This is a genomic window from Billgrantia montanilacus (assembly GCF_003336675.1).
In the GTDB taxonomy this organism is placed as follows: Bacteria; Pseudomonadota; Gammaproteobacteria; order Pseudomonadales; family Halomonadaceae; genus Halomonas; species Halomonas montanilacus.
Genome location: NZ_QPII01000001.1, coordinates 54,700 through 68,999, shown reverse-complemented (window position 1 = coordinate 68,999; position 14,300 = coordinate 54,700). Strand labels below are relative to the sequence as shown.

The 14,300-nt window shown below is 63.8% G+C and carries 14 protein-coding genes; 10 read left to right on the top strand and 4 right to left on the bottom strand.

What is annotated here, in order from left to right; all coding sequences use genetic code 11:
* Positions 1–149 precede the first annotated feature (149 nt).
* From glcD to DU505_RS00310, 5 genes are all read left to right on the top strand, one after another.
* A complete protein-coding gene (gene glcD, locus DU505_RS00330; protein ID WP_114477010.1) occupies positions 150–1,637 on the top strand; it encodes a glycolate oxidase subunit GlcD in 1,488 nt (495 codons plus the stop codon).
* 11 nt (positions 1,638–1,648) lie between these two features.
* Entirely contained in the window at positions 1,649–2,770 is a 1,122-nt protein-coding gene (glcE, locus tag DU505_RS00325) for a glycolate oxidase subunit GlcE (protein WP_114477009.1), read from the top strand.
* Positions 2,771–2,790: 20 nt separating this feature from the next.
* Positions 2,791–4,050, top strand: coding sequence for a glycolate oxidase subunit GlcF (gene glcF / locus DU505_RS00320; protein WP_114477008.1), 1,260 nt, complete (start codon positions 2,791–2,793; stop codon positions 4,048–4,050).
* Between the two features lie 188 nt (positions 4,051–4,238).
* Positions 4,239–4,640 carry a GlcG/HbpS family heme-binding protein gene (locus DU505_RS00315; protein WP_114477007.1) on the top strand — a complete coding sequence of 134 codons (402 nt, stop codon included), beginning with the start codon at positions 4,239–4,241 and terminating at the stop codon, positions 4,638–4,640.
* Positions 4,641–4,864: 224 nt separating this feature from the next.
* Complete coding sequence (locus DU505_RS00310; RefSeq protein ID WP_114477006.1) at positions 4,865–5,116, top strand: hypothetical protein; 252 nt, start codon at positions 4,865–4,867, stop codon at positions 5,114–5,116.
* 198 nt (positions 5,117–5,314) lie between these two features.
* Here the strand turns inward: DU505_RS00310 and DU505_RS00305 are convergent, their stop codons facing one another.
* Positions 5,315–6,235 carry a choline sulfate utilization transcriptional regulator gene (locus DU505_RS00305; protein ID WP_114477005.1) on the bottom strand — a complete coding sequence of 307 codons (921 nt, stop codon included), beginning with the start codon at positions 6,233–6,235 and terminating at the stop codon, positions 5,315–5,317.
* A gap of 137 nt (positions 6,236–6,372) precedes the next feature.
* Between DU505_RS00305 and betC the strand changes: the two genes are divergently transcribed.
* The 5 genes from betC (at position 6,373) to DU505_RS00280 (ending at position 11,602) form a co-directional block, all read left to right on the top strand.
* The gene (gene betC / locus DU505_RS00300) at positions 6,373–7,905 is read left to right on the top strand and encodes a choline-sulfatase (protein ID WP_114477004.1); all 1,533 of its coding nucleotides are present in this window, start codon (positions 6,373–6,375) and stop codon (positions 7,903–7,905) included.
* A gap of 113 nt (positions 7,906–8,018) precedes the next feature.
* Complete coding sequence (locus DU505_RS00295) at positions 8,019–9,659, top strand: BCCT family transporter (protein ID WP_114477003.1); 1,641 nt, start codon at positions 8,019–8,021, stop codon at positions 9,657–9,659.
* A 55-nt stretch (positions 9,660–9,714) separates the two neighbouring features.
* Positions 9,715–9,981: a DksA/TraR family C4-type zinc finger protein gene (locus tag DU505_RS00290; RefSeq protein WP_114477002.1), complete on the top strand. Its 267-nt coding sequence runs from the start codon at positions 9,715–9,717 to the stop codon at positions 9,979–9,981.
* A gap of 152 nt (positions 9,982–10,133) precedes the next feature.
* Complete coding sequence (locus DU505_RS00285; protein ID WP_114477001.1) at positions 10,134–11,033, top strand: DMT family transporter; 900 nt, start codon at positions 10,134–10,136, stop codon at positions 11,031–11,033.
* Positions 11,030–11,602, top strand: coding sequence for a gamma-glutamylcyclotransferase (locus tag DU505_RS00280; protein WP_114477000.1), 573 nt, complete (start codon positions 11,030–11,032; stop codon positions 11,600–11,602). Before DU505_RS00285 ends, DU505_RS00280 begins: the two co-directional genes overlap by 4 nt.
* On the opposite strand, the gene DU505_RS00275 is transcribed toward DU505_RS00280, so the two are convergent.
* From DU505_RS00275 to DU505_RS00265, 3 genes are read right to left on the bottom strand one after another with little or no spacing between them, the layout of a single operon-like run.
* Entirely contained in the window at positions 11,599–12,366 is a 768-nt protein-coding gene (locus DU505_RS00275) for a glutaredoxin family protein (RefSeq protein WP_114476999.1), read from the bottom strand. The two genes, DU505_RS00280 and DU505_RS00275, sit on opposite strands and share 4 nt — an antisense overlap.
* A 54-nt stretch (positions 12,367–12,420) precedes the next feature.
* On the bottom strand, positions 12,421–13,254 hold the full coding sequence (locus DU505_RS00270) for a carbohydrate ABC transporter permease (protein WP_114476998.1): 834 nt from the start codon (positions 13,252–13,254) through the stop codon (positions 12,421–12,423).
* 31 nt (positions 13,255–13,285) lie between these two features.
* Positions 13,286–14,173: a carbohydrate ABC transporter permease gene (locus DU505_RS00265; RefSeq protein WP_114476997.1), complete on the bottom strand. Its 888-nt coding sequence runs from the start codon at positions 14,171–14,173 to the stop codon at positions 13,286–13,288.
* Positions 14,174–14,300: the final 127 nt, after the last annotated feature.

Below are 14,300 nucleotides of genomic sequence, written 5' to 3'. Positions count from 1 at the left end.
GGTATATGGTGGAAATATTTTCCAATATATCCGATAACAACTGGTCATACCAGCAGACCGGAAGCTGGACAGCGAGTCGGTTAGCGCGCAGATTGGGGCTTTCGCACGATCACAACTCCTGCCGCCATGACTCTCAATGAGGCGTCTCCATGAATATTCTCTACGATGAACGACTCGATGGCGCGGCGCCGCAGCTGGACAAGACCGCCATCCGCGACAGTCTCGCCCAGGACGTGCCCGGCCTGACGCTGCTGCATCGTGAAGAAGACCTGCACCCCTTCGAGTGCGATGGCCTCTCGGTCTATCGCACCCTGCCCATGCTGGTGGCGCTGCCAGAGACCCTGGCGCAGGTCGAACAGCTGCTCAAGACCTGCCATCGTCTCGGTGTGCCGGTGGTGACCCGCGGTGCCGGCACTGGCCTCTCGGGCGGCGCCATGCCGCTGGAGCACGGCGTGCTGCTGGTGCTGTCGCGCTTCAGCCGCATCCTGGAGATCGACCCCGAGGCGCGAATTGCCCGGGTCGAGCCCGGGGTGCGCAACCTGGCCATCTCCGAGGCGGCCTCACCCTATGGCCTCTACTACGCTCCGGACCCTTCTTCCCAGATCGCCTGCTCCATCGGCGGCAACGTGGCCGAGAACGCCGGCGGCGTGCACTGCCTCAAGTACGGCCTGACCGTGCACAACGTGATCAAGGTCGAGGTGCTCACCATCGAGGGCGAGCACATGACCCTGGGCAGCGATGCCCTGGACGCCCCCGGCTTCGACCTGCTGGCGCTGTTCAATGGCTCCGAGGGCATGCTCGGCGTGGTCACCGAGATCACCGTCAAGCTGCTGCCCAAGCCCGAGACCGCCAAGGTGCTGATGGCCAGCTTCGACGACATCGAGAAGGCAGGCAACGCCGTGGGCTCTATCATCGCCGCGGGCATCATTCCCGGCGGCCTGGAAATGATGGACAACCTGGCAATTCGCGCCGCCGAGGACTTCATCGGCGCCGGCTATCCGGTGGAGGCCGAGGCGATCCTGCTCTGCGAACTGGACGGCGTCGAAGCCGACGTCGATGACGACTGCGAGACCGTTCGCCGCGTACTCGAGGCGGCCGGCGCCACCGGTATCCAGCAGGCCCGCGACGATGCCGAGCGCGCGCTGTTCTGGGCCGGTCGCAAGAACGCCTTCCCGGCGGTGGGCCGCATGTCGCCGGACTACTACTGCATGGACGGCACCATACCGCGCCGCGAGCTGGCCCGGGTGCTGAAGGGCATCTCCGACCTGTCCGAGCAGTACGGCCTGCGGGTGGCCAACGTCTTCCATGCCGGCGACGGCAACATGCACCCGCTGATCCTGTTCGATGCCAACACCCCGGGCGAGCTGGACGAGGCCGAGGCGCTGGGCGGCAAGATCCTCGAACTGTGCGTCGAGGTGGGCGGCACCATCACCGGTGAGCATGGCGTCGGCCGCGAGAAGATCAACCAGATGTGCGCCCAGTTCCGCCCCGACGAGCTGGCCACCTTCCGTGCCGCCAAGGCCGCCTTCGATCCGACGGGCCTGCTCAACCCGGGCAAGAACATTCCCACGCCGGCCCGCTGCTCGGAATTCCGCACCATCAAGAGCGCGGCAGCCGACCCCGCCAAGCAAGGCTGACTGGAGTGACCATGGACAAGACAGCAACGACACCCCATGACCATGACGCCAGCGAGTCATTGGCAGAGCGTATCCGTCAGGCGAATGCCGCCGGCACCCCGCTGCGCATCGTCGGCGGCGATACCCGCGGCTTCTACGGCCGCCCCACAGAGGGCGAAGTGCTATCCACCGCCGAGCACCGGGGTATCACCTTCTACGACCCGGTGGAGCTGGTGGTATCGGTACGCAGCGGCACGCCTCTGGCCGAGCTCGAGGCCGCCCTCGCCGAGCAGGGGCAGATGCTGCCCTTCGAGCCGCCACGCTTTGGTGAAGCGAGCACCGTGGGCGGCATGGTCGCCACCGGTCTCTCCGGCCCCCGCCGCCCCTGGGCCGGCAGCGTGCGCGATTTCGTGCTCGGCGCCCGGGTGATCGGCCACGAAGGCATCGAGCAGCGCTTCGGTGGCCAGGTGATGAAGAACGTCGCCGGCTACGACCTGTCGAGGCTGATGGTCGGCGCCCAGGGCACCCTCGGGCTGCTCACCGAAGTCACCTTCAAGGTGCTGCCCCGGCCCGGCGCCAGCCGCAGCCTGCACCTGGATATCTCACTCGAGGAAGCGCGCAACAGGCTGGCCGAATGGGGCCGTGAGCCGCTGCCCATCAGTGCGGCAGCCTGGCTGGAGGGCGCCCTTCATATCCGCCTGGAAGGCGGGCCGAGCTCCGTGGCCGCCACCCGCGAGCGTCTCGGCGGCGATGCGCTGGATGAGAACTTCTGGCCAGCGTTACGGGATCTGAACCTGGACTTCTTCGACCAGGGTAACGCCTCCGCCAGGGCCAGCGACCGGCCCCTGTGGCGCCTGTCACTGCCCCATCGCACGGCCTCACTGGGACTCGCCGACACAGCGGAAGCCTCGATGATCCACGACTGGGCCGGCGCCCAGTGCTGGGTCAGGAGTGCCATCGATGCCGAGACCCTGCGCAACGCCTGCCGACGCGTCGATGGTCATGCCACCTACCTGGGCGCCTGTGAAGGGCCGGGAAGCGACGAGCCCTTTACCCCGCTGCCATCGGTGCTGCTGAAGTATCACCGCAACCTCAAGGCCGAGCTCGACCCCAAGGGCATCTTCAACCCGGGCCGGCTCTACGCGGCGTTCTGAGACGTATCGAGGAAATCTACATGCAGACGCACTTTACCGAGGAAGACCTCAAGAAGCCGCACATCCGCGAGGCCGACCGCGTCCTGCGCAGCTGCGTTCACTGCGGCTTCTGCAACGCCACCTGCCCTACCTATCAATTGCTGGGCGACGAACGCGACGGCCCCCGGGGACGCATCTACCTGATGAAGGAGATGCTGGAAAATCCCGACGACGACGTGAACGTCACCGAGCAGACCCGGCTGCACCTGGACCGCTGCCTGACCTGTCGCAACTGCGAGACCACCTGCCCCTCCGGCGTGGAGTACCACAAGCTGCTCGACATCGGCCGCGCCGAGATCGAGCGGCGGGTGCCGCGCAAGGCTAGCGACCGCGCCCTGCGCTATGGGCTGCGCAAGGCCCTGACCGATCCCAAACGCTTCCAGGCGCTGCTCAAACTGGGCCAGACCTTCAAGCCGCTGGCGCCCGGCAAGCTCAGGGACAAGCTGCCGCCCAAGCCGGTGGATGCCGGGGCACGGCCCGAGAGCAAGAAACACAAACGCCAGATGCTGATTCTAGAAGGCTGCGTACAGCCGGGGCTCTCGCCCAACACCAATGCCGCCACAGCAAGGGTGCTGGACCGCCTGGGCATTGGCCTCACCCCGGCTCCCGAGGCAGGCTGCTGCGGCGCTGTAGATTTCCACCTCAACGCCCAGGACGACGGCCGAGCCCGCATCCGCGCCAATATCGACGCCTGGTGGCCACACGTAGAGGCCGGTGCCGAAGCCATCGTACAGACCGCCAGCGGCTGTGGCGCCTTCGTCAAGGAGTACGGCGAGATGCTGGAGGGCGATCCCGAGTACGCCGAGAAAGCCCGACGGGTCAGTGAGCTGGCCCGGGATCTCGTCGAAGTGCTACGCGACGAGGATCTGGAAGCGCTGAAGGTGAAGGAGAGCCGCAAGCTCGCCTTCCACTGCCCCTGCACCCTGCAGCATGCCCAGAAGCTCGGTGGCGCCGCCGAAGGCGTGCTGGTCAAGCTCGGCTTTTCGCTGACGCCGGTACAGGATGCCCACCTCTGCTGCGGCTCGGCGGGCACCTACTCCATCACCCAGCCGGAGCTTGCCACCCAGTTGCGCGATAACAAGCTCAACGCCCTGGAAGCCGGCAACCCGGAGCTTATCGTGACCGCCAATATCGGCTGCCAGACACACCTCAACGGCGCCGGCAGAACACCAGTACGACACTGGATAGAAATCGTCGATGAGACGTTACAACCTGCAGCGAGCACGGCTCTCGGCCAATGAATCTACCAACGCGAGGGGCGCCGGGGACAGGCCGTAGAGGAGGTCCGATGCCATGGATGGCATCGGTAGCGCCCAGGGAGGGGTTTACAGCGCCTCCTCGGAGGCCTGTCGACGGAAGCCCCGTGGTTCACCACTGGCAAGCTGCCAGCTCCGAATAACCAATTGCTTTGCCCCATCAGGAGATCACCATGAACACCAAGCCCGCACTCACCCTCACCGACGTCAACGCCATCCTCGATGCCGCCCAGCAGGAGGCCGAGGCCAACGGCTGGCTGGTCACCATCGCGGTGGCCGACGACGGCGGCCACCTGCTCGGCCTGCGCCGCCTCGACGGCACCGCCCCCTTCACTGCCAATGTGGCCGCCGAGAAGGCGCGTAGCGCCGCCATGGGCCGCAAGGAGACCCAGGTCTTCGAAGAGATGATCAATAACGGCCGCACCGCCTTTGTTTCAGCACCGCTACAGGCACTGCTGTCCGGTGGTGTGCCGGTGATCGTCGACGACCAGGTCGCCGGCAGCGTCGGGGTTTCCGGCGTCAAGCCCGACCAGGACGTACAGGTGGCCAAGGCAGCTATTGCCGCCATCGGCTGAAACCCAGCCCGGCCCAACCTCGAAACGCCCTGCTGTTGCAAAACAGCGGGGCGTTTCTGTCCTGTTCAGTTGGCCCAGGTTATCTATACTGACAGCGGCCGAACCGATGGCTCGCCGGCACCGCATGACGTCGGGTAAAACTGGCACAGAAAGACGGTTCCGGTCGAGGCACTGCCTATCCATTCGGACCAGCCGACCGGCTGCGTTCAAAGGAGATATCGACAATGTTAAAGACACTGTTTGCCGCACTGGTATTACTCGCCTTCGCCTTTCCCGCCTGGGCCGCCAGCTGCCCCATGCTGATGGGCGAGATCGACGAAGCCCTGCAGGACGACGCCAAGGTCGCCCAGCTAAGTGAAGCCGAAATCGAGCAGGTCAACGAGCTGCGCCAGGAGGGTGAGGAAGCCCACAATGACGGCGACCATGCTCGCTCCGAAGATCTACTGAACCAGGCCAAGGAAATCCTCGGCGTTTGACCGGATACCGGACGGGGGCCGTTAGCCCTCGTCTGGCCTCCTTTCTTCACAGCTCGTAGGCTCAATACGAAAAGTCGCCGCGCGTAGGCCAGACAAGGCAAAAATCGACGAAAAGACGGAGTTTACGGGTTGTAAATGAGTACTTTGAGCCGATTTTTAACGCCGTATGGGCAAGCGTAGGCAGTTTTCGTATTGAGCCTAGCGCTTATCCTGGGACTCCTCGGCACAAGCCAGTACCCATACCTGCAGCGCCCGTTTCGCTTCACCCGACGTATCCGGCCGCGCATCGATCAGCCCATAGCCACGCGACGAGCGCAGCCCCAGCTCCTGCAGTCCGACCAGCATGCCACTCTCGAGCATGTCATCGACCAACCCTCGCCATCCCATCCCGACGCCCTGTCCGGCGATCGCCGCCTGGATCAGCAGCGTGTAGTTATTGAACGTCAGCTCCGGGGATTCCAGATAGCCGATGCCCGCCAGTTGCTCGAAGTAACTCGGCCAGTCCAACCAGCTCTGCCCCTGATCAGCGGTCAAGGCCAACAACGGCAGCTCGGCCAGTCGCGCGGGAGACTCGATCGGCCCGTGCTGCTGCAGGAAGCCGGGGGCGCAGACCGGAAAGACCTCCTCGGGGAACAGCCGCGGCACGCCAGACGCCAGGGTCCGTTCGTCACAGAACAGGATAGCCACGTCGACCTCCTGGGTGCGCCAGTCGAGCGCGCCCTGGTTGGTCACGATGCGCACGTCGATATGCGGATGTTCTTTACGGAAGCTCGGCAGCCGCGGCATCAGCCAATAGGCAGCGAACGAGAAGTCGGTGAGGATGTTCACATGCGGGTGTTGGTACCTTTGCTGTAGCCGGTCGATGGTGCGATCGATGATCGTGAACCCTTCCTGCACACCGGCGAACAGTGCCTGCCCCGCCTCGGTCAATCTTACCCCGCGATAGATGCGCTCGAACAACGGCATGCCGAGCTGCTCTTCAAGGGCCCTGACCTGCTGGCTGACCGCCGACTGGGTCGAGCGCAGCTCCCGCGCCGCGGCAGTGAAGCTGAGGTGCCGGGCCGCCGCCTCGAACACCCGCAAACCGTTGGGCGATGCTCTCCCACCTACTGAAACCATTAGCTCACCTAATGCCTTCCATAAAAATTCAGCGAGTTTACAGGCCATGAGATTAGCAGGGAGACTGTCATGCTCGCCAGCCACGGTTTGGTTCGAGCAAGAAACCCAAGCGCGCAGCAACAAGCAAGAGAGGCCCCATGACGCCCAAGCAGCCCAACATCCTGTTCCTGATGGCCGACCAGGTGGCGGCCTCTGCCCTACCCTTCTACGGGCACCCCCTGGTCAAGACGCCGCATCTGTCACGCCTGGCCGCCGAAGGCGTGGTCTTCGATTCGGCCTACTGCAACAGCCCGCTATGTGCACCGTCGCGCTTCACGCTGATGGCCGGCCAGCTGCCGTCGCGCATTGGCGGCTACGACAACGCCGCCGAGTTCGCCGCCGACACCCCGACCTTCGCCCACTACCTGCGCGATGCCGGCTACTACACCTCGCTGTCGGGCAAGATGCACTTCTGCGGCCCGGACCAGCTGCACGGCTTCGAGGAGCGCCTGACGACCGACATCTATCCAGCCGATTATGGCTGGTTCGTCGATTGGGAAAACTTCGACGAGCGGCCGAGCTACTACCACAACATGTGCTCGGTAATTCAGGCCGGCCCCTGCGTGCGCTCAAATCAGCTCGACTTCGACGACGAGGTCACCTTCCGCGCCAAGCGTTTCCTCTACGACTATGTTCGCAACGGCGAGCAGCGCCCCTTCTGCCTGACCGTATCGCTAACCCACCCCCACGACCCCTACACCATCGCGCAGGAGTACTGGGACCGCTACGATCATGACGACATCGACATGCCGCGCGTGCCCTACTCGCGGGAATTGATGGACCCGCACTCCCAGCGACTGCGTCATGTCTATCAGCTCGCCGAGGACACCGTCAGCGACGAGCAGATTCGCAACGCCCGCCACGCCTACTACGGGGCGCTCAGCTATGTCGACGACCAGATCGGCGCCGTGCTGAAGGCCTTGAAAGAGACCGGCCTCGACGAAGACACCATCATCGTGTTCTCCGGCGACCACGGCGACATGCTCGGCGAGCGCGGCCTCTGGTACAAGATGAGCTGGTTCGAGGATTCCGCCCGCGTGCCGATGATCGTCCACGCCCCCGGCCGCTTCACCCCGCGCCGGGTGCGCGAGTCGGTGTCGACCATGGACCTGCTGCCGACCTTCGCCGAGATCGCCCACGACGGCACCGCACCGGAATACGCCGTGCCCATCGACGGCCGCAGCCTGCTACCGCACCTGACCGGCACCGGCGGCCATGACGAGGTGATCGGCGAATACCTCGGCGAGGGCGCCATCGCACCGCTGCTGATGATCCGCCGCGGGCGCTACAAGTTCGTCCACACCGCACCCGACCCCGACCAGCTGTTCGACCTCGAGGCAGACCCGCTCGAGCTCAACAACCTGGCCGGGGACCCCGCGCACCTGGACCTGTGCAAGCAGTTTCGCGACGAGGTCGCCAGCCGCTGGGACTATGAGCGGCTGCACGGCGAGGTGATCGCCAGCCAGCGACGCCGCAAGCTGGTTTCACGGGCGCTCATGCAGGGCAAGGTCACGCCCTGGGACCACCAGCCGTTGTTCGATGCCAGCACCCAGTACATGCGCAACACCATCGACCTGGACGATCTCGAACGGCGAGCGCGCTTCCCGTTGGCCGGCGACGTCCATGCATGACACCCTAGTCCCGCCGTCCCCGCGGCGGGATACCTATTCCCAGGAAGCATGGCTGTACACTGAAGAGCAGTCCCCCTCACGACCCCTACATAATAATTAAGGAGGCGTAGCCCATGAGCACCTCAAGCGACCCCGCGTCGTCCCCACTGACCAGCGATATGCAAACCGATTACGTCGTTGGACAGGACAATCTCGAAGGGCGACTGGGCCCCATCGGCTTCGACATCCATAACCGGGTCTTCGCCGTTTCGGCACTCGCATCGGTCGTCTTTATCATCCTCACCCTGCTGTTCCCGGAGCGGGCGGGAAATCTCTTCCAGTCCATCGTCGGTTTCTCTACCGGCACCCTGGACTGGTATTTCATGATGGTGGTGGATTTCTTTATTCTGTTCTGCCTGGCGCTGGTCGTCTTGCCCTATGGCTCGGTCCGGCTGGGCGGCCCGGATGCCCGCCCCGACTACGGCTATCTCTCCTGGTTTTCGATGCTGTTCGCCGCCGGTATCGGCATCGGGCTGCTGTTCTTCGGGGTGCTGGAGCCGGTCTACCATGCCAACGTCTCGCTGCCGCTTGGCATTCCGTCTCCCTTTGGCGCCGATGGAGCCTTGAACGCCGGGGCCATTCCCGAAGCCACAGCCATGGGTCTTGCAGGCACCTATCTCCACTGGGGCATCCACGGCTGGGCCGTCTATGTGGTGATGGCCCTGGCGCTCTCCATTTTCACCTACAACAAGGGCCTGCCCTTCTCGATTCGCTCGGCGTTCTTCCCGATCCTCGGCGATCGCGTGTGGGGCTGGTGGGGCCATGCGATCGACATCCTGGCGGTGTTTTCCACGCTGTTCGGCCTCGCCACATCGCTGGGGCTTGGCGCCCAGCAGGCCAATGCGGGGATGAATTTCGTCTTCGGCCTGGAGGTCAGCACCACCGCCCAGGTCATCATCATCCTGCTGGTCACGGCGGCGGCACTGGTGTCGGTTTGGCGCGGGCTCGAGGGCGGCGTTAAGAAGCTTTCCGAGATCAATATGGTCCTGGCAGTGCTGTTCTTCTTCTTCGTGCTGTTTGCCGGCCCCACCCTGGTAGCCCTTGGCGGCTTCTGGACCGGCCTTACGACCTATGTGAAGGAACTCATACCCTTGTCGGCACCAATCGGCCGTGACGACGACGCCTATCGACAGGCCTGGAGCATCTTCTACTGGGCCTGGTGGATCAGTTGGGCACCCTTCGTCGGCATGTTCATCGCGCGTGTCTCTCGCGGACGCACGGTTCGCGAGTTCGTGCTCTGTGTGCTGCTGATTCCCAGCCTGTTCATCTTCATCTGGATGGGTGTCTTTGGCGCCACGGCGCTGGATCAGCTCTACGCCAGCCCCGACACCAGCCTGGTCAAGGAGTACGTGATCGACAACTACAGCCCCGAGCTGTCGCTGTTCGGCATGCTCAACGAACTGCCGCTGACGGGCCTGATGTCGACTCTTGGCATCATTCTGGCTTTGATTTTCTTCGTCACCTCGTCGGATTCCGGCTCCCTGGTGATCGATACCATTACCGCCGGTGGCAAGATCGATGCGCCCAGGCCTCAGCGGATGTTCTGGGCAACAGTGGAGGGATTGATTGCCATCGTGCTGCTTATCGGCGGCGGTCTGTCGGCACTTCAGGCGGGGGTGACGGCGACAGCGATTCCGTTCTCCATCGTGATGCTGTTGATGTGCTATACCATCATCAAGGCGCTGAATGGCGAGCTGCGCCACAAACCCTCTTGAGGGAGAGTGACTGCATTACTGAAACGACTCGGTGAGAGCCGAAGGAGGCGACAGCATGGCAGGGGGCTGGTCAAGAGACGGCGCCGAGCAGGAGCAGATCGAAAGCACCGTGGAAGACGCGCTGCAGCGGGTACGCAGCCAGCTTCCCACCGGCGAGAGCCGGAAGCACTGCGAGGAGTGCGGCGACGAGATTCCCCAGGCTCGCCGTGAGGCGATCAAGGGCGTGCGCCTTTGCATCGCCTGCCAGAACGAGCGGGACAAGCAGCAGACGACCTACAGTGGCTATAACCGTCGCGGCAGCAAGGACAGTCAGCTGCGCTAGCGCGCGTCGGCCCGCCCGATGCTCGGTGGTGCAACACCAGGCGGCCATTATCATTAGCCGTCTCATGACTTGCAGCCTCGTCTCAGCGCGATATGATGACAGCTCTCCAGAGCCCCGCCCACGCGGGGCTCTGCTTTGTCCAAGAGGTCGCCATGCCGCTGCTCTATTTCCTGGCCCCGCTCGGTGCGGTACTGATCTGGTCGGGCAACATGACCATCAACCAGCTCACCGTGGGCTCCATCGCACCGAGCAGTATCGCCTTCCTGCGCTGGGTGCTGGCGCTGGCCGTGCTCACCCCCTTCGTGCTGCCGTCCGCCTGGCAGCATCGAGAAGCCATCCGCCGCCACTGGCCCAAGCTTGCGGTATTGGGCCTGATCGGCATGGCGCTGTGGCAGGGCCTGGCCTATGTCGCCGCCGAGACCACCTCGGCCACCAACATGGGCATCCTTGCCGCCATGGTGCCGCTGCTCACCGTACTGCTCAGCGCGCTGATCCTGCGCGAATCGCCGAGCCTCGGTGGCACCCTTGGCGGTATCGTGGCGCTGTTCGGCGTTACCGTACTGCTGGGGCGCGGCAACCCACTCTCGCTGCTGCAGCTGGAAGTCGCCCTGGGCGACCTGCTGATGGTGGTCGCCGCCACCTGCTACGCTCTCTACGGTGTCATGCTCAAGCGCTGGCCGCTGGATCTGCCGCCCTGGGTCGTGCTGTACGTGCAGGTCTGTTTCGCCGTACTGTTCCTGCTGCCCGGCTACCTGCTGGGGCCAATGACCCCGGTGGACGGGCACAATGTCTGGCTGATTCTCTACGCCGGCATCCCCGCCTCGATCATCACCACCTTCCTGTGGATGCGCGCCATCCGCCAGATCGGTGCCAGCCAGGCGAGTATCTTCATCAATCTGATGCCACTGTTCAGCGCCCTGATCGCCATGGCCTTTCTGGACGAGCGGATCGCGCTGTTCCATCTGGTTGGAGGCGTGCTGGTACTGGCGGGTGTCATCATGGCCCAGACGTTGACTCAGCCTCTTATGCGCAGAGCCAATCGCAGCTTATGACCTTGGACACCACGTGGCTTAATCGGAAGAGAGTGTTTTTCGAAGAAGGCCAGCCATTATGGCTGTTCGGCTACGGCTCGCTGATCTGGAAGGCCGAGTTTGCCTACCATGAGCGCCGCCCCGCCCGTATCGAGGGCTGGGCACGTCGGTTCTGGCAGGGCTCCCACGATCATCGCGGCACGCCGAAATCACCTGGCCGCGTGGTCACGCTGGTCGAGTCGCCCGGCACGACCTGCCAGGGCATGGCCTACCGTATCGACGCCGATACGCTGGGACCGTTGGATATTCGCGAAAAGAACGGTTATCTCCGTGAGCGGGTGATACTGCACTTCGCCGAGGGTGACCACGCCGAGGGGCTGATATATCTGGCCACGAAAGAGAACGCCGCCTTCCTCGGCGACGCTCCGTTGGAGGACATGGCCCGGCAGATCGCCGCCGCCAGCGGCCCCAGCGGCTCCAACCGCGACTACCTGCTCAACCTCGCCACCGCGCTGGAAGACCTTGGCGCCGAGGATAAGCATGTGTTCGCGCTGGCCCGGCAGGTCCGCGAGCTTAAAGGCGATCACTAAAGAACATACATCCGCAACGGCATCCAGATACCCATGCCGACCATGATCAGGTTTTCGGTCAACGACACGAAGCCCAGCGGCACGTTGCTGTCGCCGCCCACGCAGGCACACTTGAGCTCTCGCTTGTCGACATAGACCGCCTTGAACACCGAGACGGCGCCCACCGTACCGATGAAAAGTGCGACTGGTGCGGCCAACCATACCAGGGCACCCGCCAGCATCAGAATGCCCGCCAGTGTCTCGGCATAGGGATAGACGTAGCCGTAGCGCACCTGACGCTGGGCCAGCAGGTCGTAGTTGAGAAACATCGTGCTGAAGCTCTCCACGTCCTTGAGCTTCTGCAGCCCCAGCAGGGCCATGGCGATGGCCACAAAATACTCCGGCATCCGGGGGCTCAGCAGGGTGCCGGTCGCCGTCCAACTGACGGCAAGTCCCATCAGCAAGGCCGTGGCAAACAGGGCTATCACCGGCTGGTAGGTGGTCTCGTCCTCGCCCGGCGAATCCAGGCCGAAGTGCTCGCGCAGCTCGTCATAGCCGCCGATGCGCTGGCCATCGATAAAGGCCTGGGGTGTCGTATCCACCCCATGCTTTTCCTTGAATTCTTCCGTCTCATCCCGCGTGGTCAGGTGGTGATCCTCGACATCGAATCCCTTGCGCTCCAGCAGGTCCTTGCTCTTCAGTCCGAAGGGGCACAGGTGCTCCTCCATGACCATGCGGTAGAGCTGCGCGTGTTTGCCCTGTCCTGGCGACTGTCCATGAGCCATGACATCTCTCCTTGAGTGGTCCATTCATCCCCAAGGGTAGTCAATCGACCTTTATTAGCGAATTCCAGCCCGCAGGAACGACTGCACGAACTGGCGCTGGAACAGCAGGAAGGCCACCAGCAGCGGGGCGATACTGAGCAATGTAGCAGCGCTGACGGTGGCCCAGTTGACGCCGGTCTCCGGCGCCGAGAAGATGCCGAGCCCCACGGTGAGCGGGCGGCTTTCTACCGAGTTGGTCACCACCAGCGGCCAGAGGAAGTTGTTCCAGTGGTGGCTGATCGAAACCAGGCCGTAGGCGAGATAGGTGGGCTTGGCCAGTGGCACGTAGACCTTGAGCAGGATCGCCATCCAGCCGCACCCCTCGATCCGGGCGGCGTCCTCCAGCTCGCGGGGTATGGTCTTGAAGGTCTGTCGCAGCAGGAAGATGCCGAAGGCGCTTGCCACGTAGGGTAGCCCGATGCCGGTGATGGTATCGACCAGCCCCAGGCCACTGGCGATGCGGTAGTTCTCGACGATCAGGACCTCGGGGAAGACGAAGAGCTGGATCAGCACCAGCATGAACAGGATGTCCTTGCCGGGGATCGGGAAGCGCGCGAAGGCGAAACCGGCCAGGGTACAGACCACGAACTGCGCCATCACCACCCCGGTAACCAGCAGGAAAGTGTTGAGGTAGTAGCGGGCGAACGGCGCCTGGGCCCAGGCGTTGGCGAAGTTCTCCAGAGTAAGCGGTGCGAAGATATCGAAACGCACCATGTAGGCCGCCGGGTGGAAGGCCGCCCAGAAGGCGTAGAGCAGCGGGAAGATCCAGATCAGCGCCAGCAGCCAGGCGGCGGTGGTTTCCAGGCTGGGTAACCGCAGGGCAAACCGGCTGCTTGCTGCACTCGTCATGCTCGACTGACTCATGAATGGTACCCCGTGCTCACTGATAGTGGGTCCTGCGGTCGAGGATGGTGAACTTCACCGTGGCCACCACCGCCAGCACCAGCAGGATCACTACGGTGATGGTGGCGGCATAGGTACGGTCGAAGAAGGAGAAGGCATTCTCGTAGACATAGTAGAGCAGCAGATTGGTGGCATTGTTGGGCCCACCCTTGGTCAGGATGAACAGGTGGTCCACCACCCGCACGGCGTTGATCAGCGCGTTGATCAGCACGAACAGGGTCGTGGGCATCAGCAGCGGGAAGGTGACCCGCCAGAAGAAGCTCCAGCGGCCCGTGCCCTCCAGGTCCGAGGCCTCCTTGAGCTCCGGCGGGATGCTCTGCAGTGCCGCCAGATAGAAGATCATGAAGAAGCCGGCTTCCTTCCAGATGGTCATGACGATGACAGAGCCAAGCGCCACGCTGGGGTCGCCCAGCCAGTTGACCCCGGATATACCCAGCGCTCCGAGTATCTTGTTGAACAGGCCGATCTGCGGCGCGTAGAAGAACATCCAGATATTGGCGGCGGCGATCATCGGCAGGATGGTCGGCGTGAAATAGGCCATGCGTACGAAGCCGCGCCCCGGCAGGCGGGCATTGACGAACAGCGCCATGCCCAGCGCAAGGGCGATGGACGTGGGAATGGTGCCCAGCGCATAGATCAGGTTGTTGCGCGCCACCCGCCAGAAGGTACGGTCCTCGATCAGCAGCGCATAGTTCTCGAGCCCGACGAACTCCGGCGGCGAGCCGCGAAAGCCGGGCAGGAACAGGCTGTTGACGAGGGTGGACACCGTTGGCAGATAGGCGAAGGTACCCAGCAGCACCGCCGCCGGAAGCAGCAGCAGCGCGCCGTAGATTTGCATGCGTCGGTCGGCGTTCTGGATCACCATGACATGTCCTGTCCGGGGCTGATCCGGGGGCCAAGGGCTTTGAGGAGGCGCTGTGAATCCCTCCCTGGACGCTACATTTGCCATCCCTGGCAAATGACCTCCTCGCCGCCCTGACCCCCGGCGCCCC